The sequence below is a fragment of the Streptomyces sp. NPDC001880 genome (genome assembly GCF_053594575.1).
The window spans coordinates 43,765-63,622 of sequence record NZ_JBSFET010000038.1 but is presented as its reverse complement, the minus strand read 5'-3'; the positions used below and the strand labels follow the sequence as shown (position 1 = coordinate 63,622).

The 19,858-nt window shown below is 68.0% G+C and carries 19 protein-coding genes and 1 pseudogene; 13 read left to right on the top strand and 7 right to left on the bottom strand.

Annotated elements, in window-relative coordinates; all coding sequences use genetic code 11:
- Positions 1-231: pseudogene (locus ACWCQ6_RS21180) on the bottom strand (IS1182 family transposase); the annotation flags it as partial.
- Between ACWCQ6_RS21180 and ACWCQ6_RS21175 the strand changes: the two are divergent.
- Entirely contained in the window at positions 232-639 is a 408-nt protein-coding gene (locus tag ACWCQ6_RS21175) for a hypothetical protein (protein WP_451091354.1), read from the top strand.
- A gap of 21 nt (positions 640-660) precedes the next feature.
- Here ACWCQ6_RS21175 and ACWCQ6_RS21170 read toward each other — a convergent pair.
- The 5 genes from ACWCQ6_RS21170 to ACWCQ6_RS21150 form a co-directional block, all read right to left on the bottom strand.
- Positions 661-1,460 (bottom strand): IS5 family transposase gene (locus ACWCQ6_RS21170; protein ID WP_451091358.1). Its coding sequence is split into 2 segments (ribosomal slippage): positions 661-1,122 and positions 1,125-1,460, totalling 798 coding nucleotides; the frame shifts between segments, so codons are not numbered across the junction.
- Positions 1,461-1,603: 143 nt separating this feature from the next.
- A complete protein-coding gene (locus ACWCQ6_RS21165; protein WP_451091352.1) occupies positions 1,604-2,224 on the bottom strand; it encodes a hypothetical protein in 621 nt (206 codons plus the stop codon).
- Positions 2,221-3,408, bottom strand: a complete 1,188-nt coding sequence (locus ACWCQ6_RS21160) for an MAB_1171c family putative transporter (protein WP_451091350.1) — start codon at positions 3,406-3,408, stop codon at positions 2,221-2,223. Before ACWCQ6_RS21160 ends, ACWCQ6_RS21165 begins: the two co-directional genes overlap by 4 nt.
- 6 nt (positions 3,409-3,414) lie before the next feature.
- On the bottom strand, positions 3,415-3,879 hold the full coding sequence (locus ACWCQ6_RS21155) for a hypothetical protein (protein WP_451091348.1): 465 nt from the start codon (positions 3,877-3,879) through the stop codon (positions 3,415-3,417).
- A 325-nt stretch (positions 3,880-4,204) separates the two neighbouring features.
- Complete coding sequence (locus tag ACWCQ6_RS21150; protein ID WP_451091346.1) at positions 4,205-4,648, bottom strand: helix-turn-helix domain-containing protein; 444 nt, start codon at positions 4,646-4,648, stop codon at positions 4,205-4,207.
- 398 nt (positions 4,649-5,046) lie between these two features.
- Here ACWCQ6_RS21150 and ACWCQ6_RS21145 point away from each other — a divergent pair, with 398 nt between their 5' ends.
- The 12 genes from ACWCQ6_RS21145 (at position 5,047) to ACWCQ6_RS21090 (ending at position 19,396) form a co-directional block, all read left to right on the top strand.
- Positions 5,047-5,397: a hypothetical protein gene (locus tag ACWCQ6_RS21145; protein WP_451091344.1), complete on the top strand. Its 351-nt coding sequence runs from the start codon at positions 5,047-5,049 to the stop codon at positions 5,395-5,397.
- A 2-nt stretch (positions 5,398-5,399) separates the two neighbouring features.
- Entirely contained in the window at positions 5,400-6,419 is a 1,020-nt protein-coding gene (locus ACWCQ6_RS21140) for a hypothetical protein (protein WP_451091342.1), read from the top strand.
- Positions 6,419-7,129: an ATP-binding protein gene (locus ACWCQ6_RS21135; RefSeq protein WP_451091340.1), complete on the top strand. Its 711-nt coding sequence runs from the start codon at positions 6,419-6,421 to the stop codon at positions 7,127-7,129. The genes ACWCQ6_RS21140 and ACWCQ6_RS21135 overlap by 1 nt, the downstream gene beginning before the upstream one ends.
- 94 nt (positions 7,130-7,223) lie before the next feature.
- Positions 7,224-7,811 carry a WhiB family transcriptional regulator gene (locus ACWCQ6_RS21130; RefSeq protein ID WP_451091338.1) on the top strand — a complete coding sequence of 196 codons (588 nt, stop codon included), beginning with the start codon at positions 7,224-7,226 and terminating at the stop codon, positions 7,809-7,811.
- Entirely contained in the window at positions 7,808-8,836 is a 1,029-nt protein-coding gene (locus ACWCQ6_RS21125) for a DUF2637 domain-containing protein (protein WP_451091336.1), read from the top strand. Before ACWCQ6_RS21130 ends, ACWCQ6_RS21125 begins: the two co-directional genes overlap by 4 nt.
- Positions 8,837-8,940: 104 nt before the next feature.
- A complete protein-coding gene (locus ACWCQ6_RS21120) occupies positions 8,941-9,165 on the top strand; it encodes a hypothetical protein (RefSeq protein ID WP_451091334.1) in 225 nt (74 codons plus the stop codon).
- Between the two features lie 269 nt (positions 9,166-9,434).
- A complete protein-coding gene (locus tag ACWCQ6_RS21115) occupies positions 9,435-9,785 on the top strand; it encodes a plasmid mobilization protein (protein ID WP_451091332.1) in 351 nt (116 codons plus the stop codon).
- A 4-nt stretch (positions 9,786-9,789) separates the two neighbouring features.
- Positions 9,790-11,538 carry a relaxase/mobilization nuclease domain-containing protein gene (locus ACWCQ6_RS21110; protein ID WP_451091330.1) on the top strand — a complete coding sequence of 583 codons (1,749 nt, stop codon included), beginning with the start codon at positions 9,790-9,792 and terminating at the stop codon, positions 11,536-11,538.
- 77 nt (positions 11,539-11,615) lie between these two features.
- Positions 11,616-12,014: a hypothetical protein gene (locus tag ACWCQ6_RS21105; RefSeq protein WP_451091328.1), complete on the top strand. Its 399-nt coding sequence runs from the start codon at positions 11,616-11,618 to the stop codon at positions 12,012-12,014.
- Positions 12,015-12,390: 376 nt separating this feature from the next.
- Complete coding sequence (locus tag ACWCQ6_RS21100) at positions 12,391-13,458, top strand: restriction endonuclease-related protein (protein ID WP_451091326.1); 1,068 nt, start codon at positions 12,391-12,393, stop codon at positions 13,456-13,458.
- A 137-nt stretch (positions 13,459-13,595) separates the two neighbouring features.
- On the top strand, positions 13,596-16,817 hold the full coding sequence (locus tag ACWCQ6_RS21095) for a hypothetical protein (protein ID WP_451091324.1): 3,222 nt from the start codon (positions 13,596-13,598) through the stop codon (positions 16,815-16,817).
- Entirely contained in the window at positions 16,814-19,396 is a 2,583-nt protein-coding gene (locus ACWCQ6_RS21090; RefSeq protein ID WP_451091322.1) for an RNaseH domain-containing protein, read from the top strand. Before ACWCQ6_RS21095 ends, ACWCQ6_RS21090 begins: the two co-directional genes overlap by 4 nt.
- 77 nt (positions 19,397-19,473) lie before the next feature.
- Here the strand turns inward: ACWCQ6_RS21090 and ACWCQ6_RS21085 are convergent, their stop codons facing one another.
- Positions 19,474-19,731 carry an esterase gene (locus ACWCQ6_RS21085; RefSeq protein ID WP_451091320.1) on the bottom strand — a complete coding sequence of 86 codons (258 nt, stop codon included), beginning with the start codon at positions 19,729-19,731 and terminating at the stop codon, positions 19,474-19,476.
- Positions 19,732-19,858 lie beyond the last annotated feature (127 nt).

The window sequence follows — 19,858 nt, the reverse complement described above, 5'->3', positions numbered from 1 at the left end:
TTCGAGGAACTGGTAGCCGTCGGCCGCGATGCGCCAGGTGAGCTGCGTCCGCTCGCTTTCATCACTCGGCAGTCGGTAGGAGTCCATCCGGCTCCTGTACTGTTCCTGCCAGGCCCGGGGCATCCAGGAGGTGAGCCACTCGGGCGCCGCGACGGCAACCGCTTCCAAGGCGGCCCGTAGCGTCTCGCCGACGAACTCCAAACGGTTGAGATCCCTCACCGCGGCGAGCACGTGAGTTGGTTCGACGAGATCGAGCAGGGCCTCAACTACGAGGTCGAGAACGCTGCGCAGACGTCCGGCGCAACCTACGTGGACACCTACACCAGCAGCATCTACCACGGAGCCTGTCTTCCCTCGGGCGGGGCCAACCAGCCGCCCAACCCGGACAAGTGGATGTACGGCGTCTTCGACAAGCTGGTGCTCCCTCCCGGCGTCGACAAGCCCGCGCAGAGCGAGTACCACTGCGGACTGCGCGACGATGTCGAAAATTCGCTCCCAGCCGGGGTGCCGTTCATTGCCGGTGAAGCCTGCACGCTCGTCCATCCGAACTACTACGGTGCACTGAACCAGATGCGACAGGCACACGAGGCATTCATTGACGCGGGGTTGACGCCGGCGAATAGCGCCATCGGCGGCTGATCTTGCTCTTTGGAAGTCATCTCAATCGGCAATTCTGCGGTAGCAGATGAGGGTGCAGGCGATGCTGGTGAAGGCCAGGAAGTGCTCAGCCTTGCGTTCGTAGCGTCGGTGGAGTCGACGGCAGCCGGAGAGCCAGGCCATCGTCCGTTCGATGGTCCAGCGGTGGCGTCCGAGTCGCTGTGAGCTCTCGACGCCCTTGCGGGCGATGCGGTGCCGGATGCCGCGTCGCGAGAGCCATTGCCGCATGTTGCGGTAGTCGTAGCCCTTGTCGGCGTGAAGCTTGCCCGGCCTGCGCCGGCGAGGGCCCCGGCGGGACCGGATGGGCGGTATACCTTTCACGAGCGGGATCAGGGCCTGGCTGTCGTGGACGTTGGCGCCGGAGATACCGACGGACAGGGGCAGACCGGTCCGCTCGGTGATCAGATGGATCTTCGACCCGTACTTGCCCCGGTCCACAGGATTCGGACCCGTCAGGTCCCCCTTTTCAGAGCCCGCATGTTCACCGAGTCGATTGCGCACCGCGACCAGTCCAGGTCGCCGCGGGCTCCGAGCTCATCAAGGATCAGGCGGTGGAGCTTGGCCCACGCCATGGCCTTCGTCCACTCGGCGAACCTGCGGTGGGTCGTCGCACCGGACGGCCCGAACGGCGCCGCGGGCCACTGCTGCCACGTGCAGCCCGACGTCGCCACGAACACGATCGCCGCCAAGACCTCTCGGTCACCATGACGACGCCGACCGCCGCCCTGAGGCCGCGACGGCACCTCCGGCACCACCTGTTGGAACAACTCCCACAACTTGTCCGGCACCAGCCGTTCAACAATCCCCTGAACCGCACCGGCTCGAATGGAGACCTCGAGCCTCGCGGCTGCTCGTCCTGAGTCGGGCGGCGAGCGCGCTTCGAGGGCTGATTCTGACGTTTATCAGGAAGCGTGGCTCATCGACTTGCTGGAGCCAGGGGGCACCATCAGCGGAGCAGAGTGAAGACGATGGCGGCGACGGCGCCCAATGCTGTGCCGCAGCAGAGCTGGGCCAGGGTGTGGGCCTTGAGGACCCGGCGGGACCAGCCGACGGCCAGCACGATCAGGATCGCGGGCAGCATTGCCGGGCCGAAGACCAGAAGCAGGATCATGACGGTGCCGCCAGCGACGGCGTTGTGCGCGGAGATCTGCCACCAGACGGTCACCGCGAGGGTGGAAGCGAGACCTACGAGCATGGCGACGACGAGCGCTGAGACTTCGCTCGGTGCTCCGAGGACGTAGAGCAGCACGATGCCGATGACGACGGACACCAGGCTGGCAGCGAGCGGCAGAATGCGCTGCTTGCGCACGCGGACGTGTTTGTCGGTCAGACGGCCACGCCGTACACCGAGCTGCACGATGGTGATGGGGATGATGCCGCAGAACAGCGCGCCGAGGAGGCCCCAGGCGACCCCGGCGAAGTCGTTGGTGCTATGCCACCCGACGAGGAGCAGGAGCGCGATGACGAGGTTGGCGGGCGCGAGCACGTCCGTTATCAGCTTCGCGGCCTTTACTTTCGTGGAGGCTTCGGAGTACTTGGGCGGGGCGGGGGGAGTAAACGTGCTCATGGCTGCATCTCCAGCGTACGGGTGCGATCCATCGCTTCGGCGAAGGAGCCGGTGAGGGCGGAGTGGTAGGCATCGGACAGTTGGCTGAGGGCACTGATCTCGCTGGCGAGATCGCGCCCGCCGCCTGAGGGCCGGTGGTGTTTGTTGGCGGGGGCCTCGCCACGCAGGCGGGAACGGCGGGCAACCTCCAGCCAGCAGGCTTCGACGGCGGTGTCGGCCTGGGTGCCGATGAGCCCGCTCGCGGCCACGTGCGCCTGGGCCTTTGCCCGGATCTCGGCGGGGGCGTGATCACTGAGGGCCAGGGCGGCATCGCGGATCTCGATGGTGCGGCGATAGAGGCGCCCGTGGGGATTGCGGGGGTCGAGCCGTTCTGCAACTCGGCTGCGGGGCGGATCGAGTCGTACGGAGGGGGCCGCGTCGGTGAGCCGGCGCCACAGCGGATAGAGCCGCAGCAGGCTTCGGCGGTCCGTGGACCAGCTGCGGATCTTGGTCAGCGCCGGCAGCGTGCTGCCGGCCAGGATGAGTAGTACAGCGACGACGAGGAAGAACGTGCTTGTGGTGTGGTCGAGGACTGTGTGGCCGAAGTAGCGCGTAACGAGGTTCGTGATGCGGTGCAGGGCGTATACGACGCCACTGGCCATGCCAAGGCCGATGAGTCTCAGGCCCCAAGCGAGTGAGCCGTTACCGGAGTCGCGCCCCCAGCGCCAGCACACGCGCAAGGCGCCGAACAGGGCGGTGCTGAGGTACGCGAGGAAGATGATGCCGTACGCGAGGATGGTGCCGTGTTGGGCGTAGTCGGTCAGAAGGTCTTCGGCTTCGTGCGGCTGCGGAGTCGCGACGAATAGAGCCGTCATGGCGGTTGCAGCCGTGATCGGCAGGACCACGCGAATTCGAGCTTGCCAAGAGCCTGAGTCGTCGTTGCCCGAGACGTTCCGCAGGAATGCCAACAGGGCGGCGGCGCCGAGCACACCACCGCTGATGTGCTTGAGCAGAAACGACAGATCTACGATCCCAATACTGCGGTCCAGGTCCTGTCCGAGGGGCAGGCGGAGAGTCATGGTGATGCTGACCCCGAAGAAGGCCCACCACAGGGTGCGGTCTTTGCCCTTACGCCAGACTCTCGGGGCGCGCCAGGCTGTTATCCCCCAGAGCAATACGGAGACGGCAATTTCGAGTGTGGTCATGAGGACTCATTCGGAGCGGAGTGCCACGTCGATGCGATGTAGCTCGGCGGGGCGGGCAGTGACGGCCGGGAGCTCAGCCAGCTTGGCGATGCGGGTGGCGAGCTGTTCCGCCTCGCGCTCCTGCGGGGTGTCGAAGTTGGCCCTCGCCAGTACGCTGCGGACCGTGTGGGGGGCGATTCCAGTGAACAGCGCAGAATGCACCGGAGGCGTCACATCGTTGATCGACGAATGTCCGAGCAGCATGTGGCTGATCTCGTGCAACACGATGTGGTCCCGGTGAAGCGGTGACGTCGATGCCTCGTAGAAGATGCAGTCGCTGTTCTCCAGCTCGATCCACAGGCCGCACAGCTCGTCGCTACTTCCCGAAATGCCCTCGACCGCTTCGAGATGTAGCGGTCGCCCCCGATGGGCGGCGAGGTTATCGCAAAAAGATTGAATGTTGAACGGGGAGGGAATCTCGATCTCGGCCAAAAGATCTTGGAGATCTCGGCGCTTGCGGTGCGGCAGGCGTGACCGGAGTCGTCGGCAATGGCGCAACGCAACTCCTGGGCGGTACTAAGCGCCGATCATGGAGTCACCACCTTCGGCTGTCGTGCAGTTCTCAGCACAATAAGTGGGTTGCGTACGCAGTTCTGCTGCGGGGTGGCCCTATCGAGGGTGGGCTTTCACGGGTGGCCGGGGGGCGACTACGTAGCGTGCATCGCTAATCGGACATCAAGGGCACAGGGCGTGAATCGACCTAGAGGTGATCAAGGGATCTTTATCGATCCTTAACCGCTTGGCGCTGAGCCGGCGATTACTCTTCCCCGCTTTGGTTGCGCGAGTTGAGGCCCTCGAGGTCGCGGGCGCGCTCGATGAAACTCTGGATGGTCTGCAGCGTCTCGGGTGACAGGCCGCTTGCGCGCATGGCAACCGATCGCACCTGGTTGTCGCGCATCGAGGAGAGCATCGACAGCTCGGCGTCGATCCGCTTGGACGACTCCTCGTCGAAGAAGTACGACGGAGAGACGCCGAAGAAGCCGGCCAGGGCTTCGAGGTGCTTCATGGTCGGGTTGTCTCGCTTGCCGGTCCGCAGCTGCCAGATGTAGCTGGACGACATGGGTGGGCCGCCTTGCTCACGGATGCCGGCCTCCACCTCCTTGTAGGAGTACGGGCCCCGGCCTCTCGGGTGAAGCGTGATGAAGAGGTGGTCGACCTTCTCCGCGAGTGAGCGCTTCACCTCATGTGCCCTGTCGCCCATGGGGGTCGCCCTTCCGTCCGTTGCGGGTGACGCCGGTGCATCACGCGATTCTTATCAGCTGGTGTAGACGATACATGCCTCATTCTGCTCGCTCCATCTTCACCAGTTGACACGATGCATCCTCATCAGCCTATGGTCGTCCCGTCGCCGTCAACTGATAAAAACGCCACCCGCCCGGAGGGGCTCGCCAGGAGTGACCGAGGGGAGGGGGTTCGCCGCGAAGGGCGACACCTGATCCGCAGAACCAACCGCGGAGGAATGCGCCGGTGTCTGGGGCTGGAACCCCAGACACCGGGCCGCGGCCCTCTGTGGGGCGCGGATCCATAACTGGAGTGGGACGGCTGGCCTTTTCGACGAGAACGGCCGCCCCGCCCCACCTACGAGTGAGGAATTTTCGCATGCCTATGCCCCAGAGCGAAAGGGCGGTCAGCGCCCACGATGACGAGTCTGTAGCCATCCATCGGCAGCGTATGGCCCGTCTCCTCGCGGACATGGTGACGGGAGCCACCACCGTCATACGCGTCTCACGATGGGAACACATCCAGACCTGGTCAAGTCCGTATTCCCGCGCCTACCACAAGCACGGGAACCTGATGGAGATCAATAGCACGCAGGGCCTGATCGCCGCGCGCAGGATCACCCGCCCCTGTCCCGGGGGGAGCTGGGGCGAAGTCCACGACCTCGACCTGACAACGGGTGTCCTGAAGCCCGCCGCCCAGGCATACGCCGCTGCGGGCGGGGTGCGCTGACCGTGGCGAGGATCCGCACCATCAAGCCCGAAGCCTTCACCAGTGAGTCGTTCGCCGAGGTGAGCGTCTACGCCGAGCGGACCTTCTTCGGCCTCCTCACCCAGGCCGACGACCACGGCCGCTTCCGCGACAACCCGGCCATCATCGCCGGGCTGCTCTGGCCACTGCGGGCCGAGCACACCCCGGTGCACGTCGAGGACGACCTCCACCAGCTGGCCACCGCCGCGCTCATCTGCCGGTACACCGGCTGCGATGGCCGCCGGTACCTGCACATCGTCACTTGGTTCCAGCACCAGAAGATCGACAAGCCCTCGCAGTCCCGGATTCCGGCATGCCCGGACCACCACGCCAAGCAGCGCTGCGGAGGATGCAAGGGCACCTGCACCGCGTTCGACGAGGACTCGCCGAACACTCCCCGAGGGCTCGCCGAGGATTCGGGGAAGGCTCCCCGGACCTTCGATCGGCCCTCCAAGACACCCGCGACGACTCCCGCCGCCCGATCCGTGAGCACCAGCGACCAACAGATCGCGCTCGATGGCACCCGCGACGTTCCTGAGCGAGCGACGAAGAAAGCCGCAGGCCAGAAGAGCCTCGTAGAGGACTCCCCGAAGGCTCCCCGAAATCGCCCCGAGGGCTCGACGCCTGGATCTAGGATCTTGGATCCTGGATCTTCTAATCCTTCGGGGCGCACAGCGCCCGTCCCCAGCCCTTCGGCGCAGGACCTCGTCGGCGAGTACGTCGCTGCCTGCCCCCAACGTCCGCCGGGCGACGTGATCGGCCACCTCGGGCGCATCACCAAAAAGCTCCTGGACGAGGGCATCGCACCGGAGCACATCAGGGGCGGGCTGCAGCGCTTCGCCGCCAACCCCAAGCACCCCAGCGTGCTGACCAGCATGGTCAACGAAGCCATGAACGCCGGGCACGCAGGTTTGGTGCGGCCGGGATCGCGGCCTAACGTGCCCGGTCACAGGGCCTGGGCCAACCCTGCCGACCCTGCTGCTGCCTACGCCGAGGAGCTGTGATGCGCGACCACGACGCCCAGCCCATCGGCGGCATCGCCAGCCGCCTGGCCAACATCCTCACCTCCCGGGGCATTGACCCGGCCGCCACGCCCGCCGACGCGGCCGAGCCCATCCCTGCTCTCCAGGCGGCGCAGGCCCGCATCCCGGCCCGCTACCAGGCGGCTCTCGCCGACCATCCGGCGATCACGGACTGGGTGCACGAGATTGCCCAGGCCGGTCGCCCCGGCCCCGGCGGAGCCCCCGGCCTCGCCCAGGGCCGCTCGCTGCTGATCGTCGGCACCACCGGCACCGGTAAGACGCACCAGGCGTACGGAGCGGTCCGCTCGCTGATCACTATCGGGGTCCGGCTGCGTTGGAAGGCGACCACCGCAGCCGACCTGTATGCCGATCTGCGGCCCCGCCCCGGCCACGACGGCGAGCGAGAGCTTGTGGACATGGCCCGCTGCCCCCTGTTGATCATCGATGACCTCGGCGCGGCCAAGAGCAGCGAATGGACCGAGGAGATCACGATGCGGCTGATCAACCGCCGATACAACGAGATGCTTCCGACCCTCGTCACCACCAACCTCGGCATGGCCGACCTTCGCCAGCACATCGGCGACCGCGTCGCCTCACGCCTGACCGAGATGACCGACAAGGTCATCCTCGACGGCCCCGACCGCAGACGAGCTATCGCAGCCGAGCGCCGCCGCATCGCTCCCGCTGCCTGATCTCTCCGGCGACCGTCGTCCCGGTCCGCCTCGTTCACGCACCAACCCCCGGGCTGCGCCTGCCCAAACGCGCCCGGGTCGAACGGAGACCCCCATGCACATCACCGAGTCCCAGACGCCGCGCACCCTCGGCGATCACACCTGGCACGACCGCGCCGCCTGCCGATCGACCACACACCACCAGGTCGATCCGGAACTCTTCTTCCCCGAGCCCGATGAGGTGGACCGCATCCGCATCGCCAAGGCCCTGTGCGCACAGTGCCCCGTCCGCAGCACCTGCCTCGACGCCGCCCTCGAAAGCGGCGACCGCGACGGCATCAGGGGCGGCATGACCGAAGAGGAACGCGACCCTCTGCACCGCAAGTTCCAGCACCGCCTCAACTACGCCCGCGTCAACGCCGTCCTGGCCGGTCGCGACATCCACCTCACCGACGCCGAGCGCCAGGCCGTCGTCCGTGCCGCCTATCAGGTTGGCATCCCGTCAGAACGGCTCGCCTGGTTGCTCAAGGTCACTGAAGAGCATGCCGAGAAGCTCTACCGCCGAACCCGCCGGGAGATCCGCAACCGGATGGTCGACCATGAGAAGAAGGTGAACAAGAGCAAGCCGGAGAGCCAGCCCAAGGCGCTCAAGGAACCCACGGCGAAGCCCCCCGCCCGCGACGACCTCTGGACGGCAGCGTGAGCCACATCGCGCCGGCACCGCCGCGGATCAACGGCTGGGACCGGGCCGCAGTCGTCGCCCTCGGCGGCGCTGGATGCGCCCTCTCGTACGACGCCCTGCAGCAGATGGCCGCCGCGATCCACGTCCGAGGGCTCCTGACCTTCGTCTTCCCCCTGGTCATCGACGGATTCATCGCCTACGGAGTCCGAGCCCTCCTGGTCCTGCGCACGGCCCCACTCGCCGCCCGCTGCTACGTGTGGACGCTGTTCGGCACCGCGACCGCCGCCAGCATCTGGGCCAACGCCCTGCACGCCGTACGCCTCAACCAGCAGCAGCACGACGGTGTCGGCCTCCAGCTCGGCGACCTCACCGTCGGTGTCCTGTCCACCCTGGCCCCGCTCGCCCTGGCCGGAGCCGTTCACCTGTACATCCTCATCGCCCGCCGGGCCACCGAGGCCGGGATGTCCGGACACCCGGAGACGCATGGTGTCCGGACGGACCGGGTCACCGACGACCGTCCGGACACCTACCCGGCCCGGGGTGGCCGAGGCTCATTCCCGGTCACCTCCGGACACCCCGCTGAGTTTCCCGGTCCGGACACCGGCCGCCCCGCGGTCACCACGGGGCCGGACACCTCGGAGACCCACGCCGCGGACACCCTGTCCGGAGAGCAGGAGAAGCTGGTCGAGCCGGAGCCCGAGCACGGTGGTCGCGACGCTGACCAGGGCGGACACCCCGCCCCCAGACCGCGCCCGGTCACCCGCCCCGACCTGGCCAAGCATTCGGACACCACTTCGGGCGCGACCGGGGAGACCGGCCCCACCGCCCGTCCGAATGCCGCCGCCCGCAAGTCGGCCCCCATGACCGACGAGCAGCTTCTCGTGATCGCCCGCCAGGCGGTCACCGAGGCCGACGACCTGACCCGGAAGGTCGTCGCGGACGCCATCCGCGGTCACGGACACGGCCTCGGCAACGACCGGCTGACCGTCCTGATGCAGCACCTCCGCAAGGAAGCGGACAAGGCTCCGGTCACCCGGACCGGCTGACCGGACAGCCCGCTCGGCGGGTGCCCCGGCCCGGACATCCGGACCGGCGCACCCGCCGAGCACACGACTCCCTCCCACCCCGCAGACGCACCGGAGCCGCCACCATGCGCACCACCTCGGCCACCCGAGCCGAAGCCGACGCCTGGATCACTGTCCTCAGCCGCTACGCACACCTCCACCGCGCCGAACCAGGCCCCGACGGAGTCTGGACCGTCCAGCGCACACCCACGAGCACCCCCCGCACCCTCCACCACCCCGTCCTCGCCCTCGACTTCGTCGCCGAAATCCTGCACGACGTACGCCGCGACATCCCCGGAGTGCCCCGATGACGCTCCCCGATCCGCTCGGCACACCCCCTGACCTGGGCGAAGGACACTGCCCGGCACGAGGCCGAGCAAGCTGTAGCTTCCGAAACTCCTCCGCAGCCAAGGGCCGCGGAGGAGTTTCGGAAGCGCATGCCCCCACCCCTGAGGGGCCGGGGGAGGCCCGGCACCAAGGGGTGCCGGACTCTGAGGCCGCGACCGAGGGCGGACCGCAGCCAGGGGGAGAAGACGCCGAGCGTTCCGCACCGCGTACGCGCCCTCGCCTGCGCCAGAACGTGCACCGCGACCAAGTCCGCAGCGTCCGCCTGACCCGCGACGAACTCGCCATCGTCAAGCGGGCCGCCGAAGCCGTCGGCCTGAAAACCGCAGGCTTCCTCGCCGACGCCGCGGTCACGGTCGCCCAGACCCAAGGCGGCCCCAAGGCATGGCTGATGGACCAGCGCGGACGCGTCGAGGAGCTGATGTCCGCCAGCGCCCAGCTCGCCCGCGCCGGCAACAACCTCAACCAAGTGGCCCGCATCCTCAACTCCGGCGGCCGGCCCGAATACGCCGACGACGCCGTCGCCCGCGTCCTGCGCGCCGCCGCCAGGGTCGAGGCCGCCGCCATCGAGATGGCGAGGCGCTGACACCATGGTCCCGGACATCTCCACCGGCAGCCGCACGTACGGACTCCTCGCCTATCTCTACGGACCCGGCCGCCGGGACGAACACACCGACCCTCACCTCGTCGCCGCCTGGATGCCGGAACTCGCACCCGACCCAGGCCGCGACCCGACCGCCACCCTCAAGCAACTCACCGACCGGCTCGACCTCCCCATCCTCGCCCTCCCGAAGAACCGCCGCCCGCCCCAACACGTCTGGCACTGCCCCGTCCGCACCGCCCCTGGCGACCGGCACCTCACCGACGCCGAATGGGCCGAGGTCGCCCGCCGCATCGTCCACGCCACCGGCATCGCCGAGGAAGGCGACGACAAGGCGTGCCGCTGGATCGCCGTACGCCACGCCGACGACCACATCCACATCGTCGCCACACTCAAACGCGAAGACGGACGAAGCCCCCGCCGCCACCAGGACGGCATCCGCGCCCAGGCCGAATGCCGCAAGATAGAAAAGGAGTGGGGCCTGCAGATCCTCAACGAAGGCGACCGCACCGCCGCCCAACGCCCCACCAGCGCCGAACGCGCCAAGGCGGAGCGCACCGGCCGCGCCGAACCGCCCCGTGAAACGCTGCGTGAACACGTCCGCCAGGCGCTGGCCGGCGCCGCCGACGAGGACGAGTTCTTCCGCCGCCTCATCGAAGCCGGCCTCCGCCTCGAAAAGCGCCTCGCCCCCTCCGGCGACATCCTCGGTTACAAGGTCGCCCTGCCGGGCGACCGCAACCGTGACGGCGAGCCCATCTGGTTCCCCGGCTCCAAACTCGCCCCCGACCTCTCCCTCCCCAGGATCCGCCAACGCCTCGCGGCCGGACCGCCCGAGAACGAGCCGACGTCCGCTGCGGGCCCCGCCCTACGGGCAGCTCGACCGGCCAGCGCTCGTCGTGACGCCACCCGCGTCGCCGAGGAAGCCGTCACCGTACTTGCCGGGGACGACGACGCGGCCGGCGCCGCCCAGCTTGTCGGCGTCGGCGAACTCCTCGACGCCGTCGCCCAGACCGCCCCAGCCTCCACCCGCAAAGAACTCGCCGAGGCCGCCCGCGCCTTCGAACGCGCCACCCGCTCCCACACCCGCGCCGAGCACACCGACCACCGCGCCCTCCGCGCCGCCGCGCGCGGCATCGCCCAGGCCGGCAACGCCCTCGGCAAAGGCGAGGACGGCGGCACCACCGCGATGCTCCTGTCCACCATGGTCCTCGCCACGATCGCCACCATCCACTGGCACTCCGCCCGCGGCCACGCCCAGCAAGCCGCCGCCGCCCGACAAGCCACACAGCACCTGCGTGCCGCCTACCGGTCCGCAGCCGCCACACCTATGAAGGCGATGCGCGAGCAAGGACGCCGACTGCCCGCCCCCGTACGCGACCGCCACGCCCACACCGTGGAAGCCGCACTGCCTGGGCAGGCCGACCACATCCTGCGCGAACCCGGCTGGGACGCGCTCGCCGCCACCCTCGCCCAAGCCGAACGAGCGGGACACGACCCCCACGCGCTGCTCCAGCAAGCGGTCGAATGGCGCGAGTTGGGGACCGCCGACAACGTCACGGACGTACTCGTCTGGCGCCTGCGGCGCATCGGGAAACTGCCCGCCACTGCGGACCTGCCCCGCACACGAGTGCGCCCGCGGACACCCCCGCCGCAGCCCCGAGCCTCGGAACCGCAGGTAACAGAGCCTACGGTTCGTAATGACACGAATGGCTCCCGCAGGCCGGGACCACGGCGCTGACCAGCACCTTAAAGGGCTGGACACTGACGGCCGGCGCGGTTACGGCTGGTCAACAACAGGACGAGGAGACGATGCCGATGCTCAGCGAAGACCACCGGACCCGGAGAGCCGTGCTGCCGGAGACGGCAGCCAACGACCCCTTGCTGAGGCTCCAGAAGGAAACGCGGCTCGGCGACGTCATCATCCGTGTCCGCGCCACCACCCACCCCGAGGAGATCCGCATCGGCGGCATCCTGGTGATGTGCCCGGCGTGCGGAGCCAGGCGCGACTGGATGGTCATCTGCGACCGCAGCGAGATCAGCATTCGCTGCCGGTGCGCCCGTCAGTGGGTCGAACCCGAGCTGACGCGTGCGGACTACGAGGCGATGATCGACGTCGGCGGCCAGGACTACCCGAGCTTGGAGGCCGCCGCCCAGGCCGTGGGGTACGACGGCACGCTCGCCGGCACCTATCTGTCGGAGCCGAGGCCCGAGTAGGCACCCGCGTCGGCGGTGTTACGCCCTCTGGCTGAGGCAAGCAGCGACATTGACTGGGGCATGGTGACGCAGCCAGAGGTTCGGTCAGGCGGCGCATAGCCCGGGGAAGTGGCAGACGAACAGCGCTGCGCACCCGTGCGCCACTGCTTCTCGCGTGTTTGCTCCGCCATGCAGACCGTCAACTCGACGTAGCGTCGGTTCACTGACCTGATGAATTCCAGTTGTGCCGGATGCGCCGTCACGCCGCAGTTGTTGCAGGTCAGCGCCCGATGCGACGTGTCGTGACTCCGTTGGGGCGGCGTCGGTCTGCTGGCATCATTCCGTCATCACAGAGAGCTCTGTCGTGGTCACTTAATGATGTGAGATGGAGAGCCGGATGACGCTGTCGTCTGACGTTTTGCAGTATCACCGCCGGGCGCTCACCAGTGCGGCCGTCCGTGCCGGGTACGCGCACACCTGCCGCTACGAGGAGCCGGCCGCCCGCCGGGAGATCGCCCGCATGACCGGAGTCGTCATGTCCGTGTGCGGCCCGGGCCGGGGTCCGAACACACCCACGATGCTCATCGAGGCGTTGCACTATCCCCTCGCGCAGATCGCTCCCGAGCTGTTCGCCGACAGCGCGATGGGTTCGTTGAAGGTTCTCGACGGCGGCGAGCTCAGCGACGACGTGTACGCCGAGGGCTGCGAGGACATCGTCGAGTTGTTGAGCGGGGGTGTGGATCCGGCGCGCCGCTGGCTGCCCACGTGGGCGTGGATGCATGGCGAGTTGGTGGAGCGCGAGGTTTTCAGCCAGGCGGTCGGCATGCGTAAGTCCGTGCGCTATGTGCCGATCCCGGCCGACCAGGTGTTCCGGGGAAGGTGCTGGTGGCCATGTCCGGTGTGCCAGTGGCCAATGCACGTCGACGGTGAGCAGGTGCGCTGCCGTTTCCCCCTGCACAATGCGGCGTACTTCGTGCGCGCCGACTCCGCCAAAGGGCGCCCGATGTTGCAGCGACGCGACGGCGGCGTGCACCGGCAACCGGCGGCCCGGCCCTTTCACCGCGAGGGCCCGAAGCGAAGCATGTGCGTGGAGACCGCGGTGTGGCGCCACATCGTCATCTCCGGGGTGTCCGAGATCTACCTCTTCGAGAGGCTGGAGGCGTTCAAGGAGCGGGGCGTAGAGGTCCAACTCTGGCCGGGCAAGGACCGCTACGACCTGCTGGTCCGGGTCCCCGCGACAGGCTGGGAGCTGCGGATCGACGTGAAGGACTATGGGTGCGCGGTGTCACTGGCTGACCAGTTACGCAGGAAGCCGCCAGCGGCACGCATCATCGTAATTCCCGACTACCGGGGCGAGGCGCAGCGGGATGAACTGGCTGAACTGCTACCCAATCTGACGGTCTTGCGGGTAAGTGATGTCCTCAAGGCAGCCAAGACTGAGGTGCGAAAGGCCGGTCGGCGATGACAGCGCAACTGGTTGAAAAGGACAGCGAGCTAGACCGGCGGATTCTGCCGAAGGTCATCGCCTGTGCGTGCGCACTCGCGCAACTGCACTTTCCGCTACAGGCGGCGGACGGCAGCGCTGGCACCGACCTGCAGCGCGTGTCCTATCTACTCACGGGGCAGTACGACGCGTGGACCGAATATCCGCAGCTCTCGGGTGACGAGCAGCGGCGGATCAGCCGCATGCTGCGCCAGCGCCCCAACCGGCTGAGTAACGAGGAGTCGCTGCATAAAGACGCGGAGCGGTTCCTGGCCACGGGGGCGATCTGTGAGTACGTCCTGCAGCACGATGGTGTGCTCGCCGCCCGCCACGGCATGCTGCCGAAGGAGTTGGCCGACGTGCTGCTGGAGGAGATCGACCGCCTGCGCGCCGAGAACTCCAGCGCGCTGGCCGACGCCACGCCCGGGGACTACGTGACCACCTTGCGCGTGCCGGTGGCCGGCCACGACTCCACGTGGGCCGTCCAGGCCCACTACACGCTGGAGGATCGGCATGCGGCACCGGAGGCCGAGGCAGTCACGGTGCGCACCGCGCCACCAGCCGAGCACGTGACCCTCAAGGTGAACGAGTTCCTCACCCTCAACAGGGAACTGGACCAGCAGGCCGGTGAGACCTTCCGCACCGAGTCCCTCGAGCCGCTGTTTACTCAGTTGCGTACAGGCGAGAACGTCGCTCTTGGTGATCTGCTGCACCTTGAGTCAGGGAATCTGCAGGTCCTCCAGGCCCCGACTGGGTTCGGCAAGAGCGTGCTGATGCGCAGCCTGGGTTCCTGGGCCCAGGCGGAGGGCGTCACGCTGGGCCTGGCCGTTCCCACCACCGTGGCTGCGCTGAAGATGGCCTACGGCATCGAGAAGGATCTACGCTCGCGCGGAGTTGAGCATCCCGAGCGACTGGTCGTGCCGCTGATGTCGCCGAACAGCATGATGGTCGCCCTGGATCAGGTAGCAGCGGAGTCGAAGGACCGGGCCTTCATCAAGTGGGCGGAGGATCGGCTCGGTTACGGCTGCGCCCTGCCGTCGCTGGCCACCGTCGACGGTGAGGTTGATGCTTGGGTACCCGGTCACGAGGCCTGCATGTCCCTGGTTCCGTATCGGCCCGTCGGCGCCCTGGAATCAGGAAGGGGCTCGAAGGCGCGGCGGCCGGGGACCTGTGCCTGCCCGTTCCGTGCGGTGTGCGGGAAGTTCCGTCTGGTCCGGCAGGCCTGTACCGCGCAGATCATCGTCACTACGCACGCGAACTTCTACCAGGGGCATCTACACATCCCGGTCCAGGTCGAATCCGGTGCCGTCGTCGAGCGGATGACGGTGGAGGAACTAATCCTGCGGCGCTGCCAGTTCACCGCTCTGGACGAAGTGGACGCCTTCCAGTCCTTCGTTCTGGGTCGGGCCGGCAGGGGACTCACCCTGGCCTGGGGCAACCGCCAGGACCAACGCCCGCTGCTGAGGCTGGACGGTGAGTTCATCCAGGCTTTCGGACGGGTGCGTCCGGCCTTGGACGAGAGTATGCGCAACACGCTGATGCGTACCCGTTGGCTCGCCGAGACCTATACCAGCCACCTCGCTCATGGCGCTCTTGGCCCCAGCGACCGCAAAGAAGCGAAGAAGAGGAGCCGCAGTCTCAAGAAGTCGGGGCGTCCGGCACAGGAGCGGCGGTGGATCATTCCGCAGCGTTGGGACGGGTGGATCAGTACCCAGCTGCGTGCCCTGTTCGCCAACGACGACCAGCAGGTGAGCGGGCAAGAGCGCGGCTACTCCCCGGACCCGGTGGAGCGCGGCCTGTTCGCCGCCCTGTACGAGCGCAAGATCAAGATGACGGCATTGCCCGAGCATCTACATCCGTTCGCCGAGCTCCTGCGGGATGTCATCGACCCGGATGCGGATGCCGGATCCCTGTCCCACGTGCGTAAGCAGCTGGAGCGGCTGCTGGCTCCGTGGGTGCCCAATCAGCAGGTGCGGGCCGATGTGCTGGACCGGATGTTGCGCCGGGCCTTCCTCGAACCGCTGCGGCTGCTGTTGTACCGCTTCGTCCACAATGCGCAGCAGCTCAAGCTGGCCGGCGTCGAGACAGCACGTGACATCGCAGACGTGCTCGGGCCCTTCAGCGCGTGGCGGGCCATCCCGCACGGCCCCCAAGGGCGGCTCATGTTCGCCTTCACCGAGGACGTCAGGGCCGGCGTGCTGGAGGACACCCGGCTGAGCGTGGCGGCCTTCGGCGGGGACCCGCATACCTACGTCACCACCTTGGGACAGATCACCGCCCTGGCCCACAGCGGCCACAAGCGCGTAGTGCTGGGCCTGTCCGCCACCGCGTATGCGCCTGGTGCGCACCGCCACCATGTGCACGCCGTTCCCACCTGGTGGGTGCCCGACGACGTCGATCACGGGGTGAGTATCGAAGCCGAACTCTTCCCCGGACTGGGCGAAGAGATGCTGCGCATCTCCGGTGTTACGGGCAAGGACCGGATCGAGGCCACGCGTCTTCTGGGCCGGCGTATGTGGCCCAGGCTGCGGGGTGAGCTGAAGGACCTTGGGCGCCTGAGCAAGCATCGTGTCCAGGATTCCATCCTGCTCGTCACCACCTCCTACGACAGCTGCCTGCACCTGCGCGACGGCCTGCTGGCCGCCGGAGCCGAACCCGGACTCATCGCGGTCGCCGTCAGGCCCCGTCCGGACGACGAACCCGTGGCCCGCCACGACGAGACCGGCGAACCGCTCTGGCACGAGATCCCCGGCGACCAGCTGGAATCGTTCACCCGGCTGCCCAAGGCCCGGATCCTGATTGCGCCGCTGGGCCGGGCCGAACGCGGACTGAACATCCTGGCGCCGCAGTCCAACAAGTCAGCGATCGGCTCCATCTGGCTCGCCGTCCGCCCCGTCCCGCTGGTCGACGAACCCGACGAGCTCCTCGCCCACGTCGGCGCCCGGGCCCTGGACGAGAAGGAGACCAGTAGCGAGCCCTGGACCGAGATCGAGCGACGTCGCGTTGTGGCCGGCCACTACTTCGAAAAGCTGATCACCAGCGAACGCTACTTTCGTTCCCTGCCGCCCCGGGCCAAGAGAGCCATCGCCGCCGAGCTCATCATCAGCCTCATCCAACTCGTCGGCCGCGCCCGACGTGGGGGCACACCGGGTCGCATCAAACTCGTCGACGCCGCTTTCCTCGACACCAACGGCAACTCCGACCTGCCCCACCTCATCCGCGAGCTGCGTGCCCAATGGGCCAAGAGCAACGAACTGCCCCGTATGTCCCGCTACTACGGCAACACTCTGAACGCCTTCTTCCGCTTCGCCGACCGCCACGTCCGGGAGACCGTCCGATGATCAGCACCCTGGCCTTCCTCTTCCCGCACACTGCGCTCGGGAAAATCACGCTCTACCCCCTGAACCGCGAGTTCGGTCAGGCGTGGAGCAGCCTGCCCAGCTACGGCGATGCCAAGAACGGCAAGCTGCGCCGCCCCCCGTATGCCGGGCTGGCCTCCGCTCTCAGCGCGGTGTCGGGGCAGCCTGTCGTCCTCATGCCGCACAGCTACGAGCCCGTCGACGACGATTTCGCCCAGCCCGCCGTCGCCGTCACCACCCGGCCGTTCGACGCCTGGGCCTTGTCCACTGCGGTCCGCGAATGGGAACGGTGCGTACGTAAGGGTGAGGACGCCAACACGCTTGCCCCCCTGCTGGCTGCCGCCGAAGTCGAACTCCCCGATCTGGCCTCCTACGTCCGCGGTGCCGAGGGCGGCACCCCGCACGCCCCGGGCTGGTTCTACCGCGTCGCGGCCTGGAACTTCGCCCAGCGCCTGGCTCGTACCCCGCTGCCCGTTCCCAACGGCCCCCGCATGCGCCGCATCCGCTGGCGCATGGACACCAACGGCAGTCTCATCAGCTGGGACGACGTCACTAAGCGGACGACGCTGAAGCCCAAGCGCACCGGATATGCCCTCCATAAACTGGACTTCCGTGTTGTCACGCAGCCCGGCGAGCCCCTCTTCGCCCTCCACGTGCTGCCCACGTTCAGCCGCCTGGCCACCCACTGGGCCAGCACCCGAACCGTCTTCATCGAGCACGGCACGAACAAGAACACGCTGCTGCGGATGCCGATCGGTCACACCAAGAACAGCGACGGCCAGTGGGTGCCCTATGCCCGCAACTACGCCGCCGAAGTTCTCGAAGCCTGTGGCATGGACTTCACCGCCTGGCCCACCAACGACGATCTCGCCGCGCTCCGAGGCCAGATGCGCGCCCTCGTTCCGGCTCCCGTGCCCCACGTCCTCGGCAAAGGTGTCGGCACCCGATTCAACAAGATCCTCGCCGACCACATCAACGAGACGTTCAAGCGCCCCAAGATCGTCCAAGTCGGCTTCGAATCTACCCCCATCGAGCTGACCCGCCCGACCAAGGGCGCCATTGCCCGCGCCGATCTCGACCACGCCCTCGCCGCCACCGGCAGCGAAGCCGTTCGCATCATCGCCCTCTACAGCGACGGCACCACGCGCCGAAGGATGGCCGAGGCCCTAGCCCCCTACACGAACACCCCTGACCAGCCGCTGGACTGCAGCGACCACACCGACCACCGTTTCAGCGAACGGCTCTTCGTCCGCTTCCACCGCCTGCCGGCCCTCGACCGCGCCGACCGGGTCGACTGGGACGACGAACTGGCCTTCCTGGATCAACTTGAGGACGGCACCCTGAACGGCGCCTGGGTTGAAACCATCTGGAACCCCAAACCAACCAAACGCGAACGCGAAGCGGGCCAGCACCGCCACGACCACAAACGCGATCTGCGCCGCGCCCTGTACGAGCGCGACATCGTCTCCCAGTTCTTGGCCCGCCAGAGCGCCCCCGAACCCGACGACGTCGCCGAATCGGGAGCCGATGCCGAGGCCGACCCCCCCAAGGACTACAAAGCGATCAACGCCCTGCGCGATCTGCTACTCCGGCTCGGCTGCGTGGACGACCGCCTGCGCCACGTCACGGACCTGGCCGACGAACCCATCCTGGTCGGTATCCACCTGCGCCAGCAGCGCATCAGTAACCGCCGTCCCGGTGCGGCGGACCGCACGCAGATGGTCGAAGTCCTCACCGCACTGCACACCAGCAGCGACCCCGACCGCCCCTGGCACATGGACTCCTACGACCACAGCAGCCACGACTGGCGTCCCCAAGCCGCAGCAGAAGCGGCCTTCGGCCGGGGCGCCATCGGCCGCGAGGGTCACGCCCGGCACGAAGAGGGCGCCCTGCTGGCACGCCAGCACATCGATTCCGCCCTGAGGATTCTCCCCTCCGACCGCCCGTTGATCATCTTTGTGGATGTTGAAGCCTGCCGCACCATCTGGCCCGGCCTGCAAAACGTCCGCTTGGGCGAGGGGCCGTTGCCGGGCGATGACCTGCGCGCCCCGACACGGTCCGTCGCCGTGGTCGCCATCAACACCTCTTACGGCGAAGTACCCACCCCGGTGGAGAACACCGCCAGCCCCCGCAAGAACCCCAAGCGCCCGCCCAAGCCCCAAGACCGCCTCTACGAGCGCACCACCAGCACCGGCCACACCAGCTGGTACATCGCCCAGGCGTCCCGCACCTACGAGGGCTTCGGCAGCGCTGGCAGCATCGGCGGCGTCTACACCCGTTTCACCCTCCCCGAAGAGGACTGGGCCCTCCAGCGCAAGGACTGGCACAGTTTCACAGCTACTCAGCTTGTCGTCCCCCACGCCGGAGACCAGAATCCACAACAACTCGCTTCCCTCGCAGCTCAGTTGTGCCACCAATCCCTGGCCTGGGACGCGCGCACCCGCCACCCGTTCCCGCTGCATGTCGCCGGCGCCATGGACCGCGCCCACCCCGAATACCGCGGCCCCAGCATCGAGCCCAGCATCACGCCCGAGGCCGACGAAACACAGGACGACGTGTAGGGGCACAGGGTGGGCAGCCCGTGCGGGAGGGGGCTGCCCGGTTGGCGCAGCCCCCTCGGTGTGCGAGGCGCATTGGGTCAGACGTCGGCAAGGCGGTCGGCGAGGTGCAGCGCATTGATGGCCACGGACAGGGCGGCGTGCAGACCGGTGGTCTCCAGCAGCGTGGGATGGACTACTCGGGTCCAGTCTCCGTGAAGGTCCGGCCATGTGGCTAGGGTGACGTCCGCCGAGGCCAAGCCCAGGCGGGCGACGACGTTCATCCCGCCGGAAGGGGCGGGTTCCCAGCGCAGCAGTACAGAGCCCGGACGAAGGGGATTGCGATCTCGCGCTGACATCCAGGTCGTCGGAATCGGCTTGGTGACGCACTGGGGCACGGAGCGGACGAAAGCGCCGCGTACGCCGGGAGGCATGGGACGTTGGGCGATATCACCGAGGAACATAGGCGGTTGCGGGAGGCTCTTC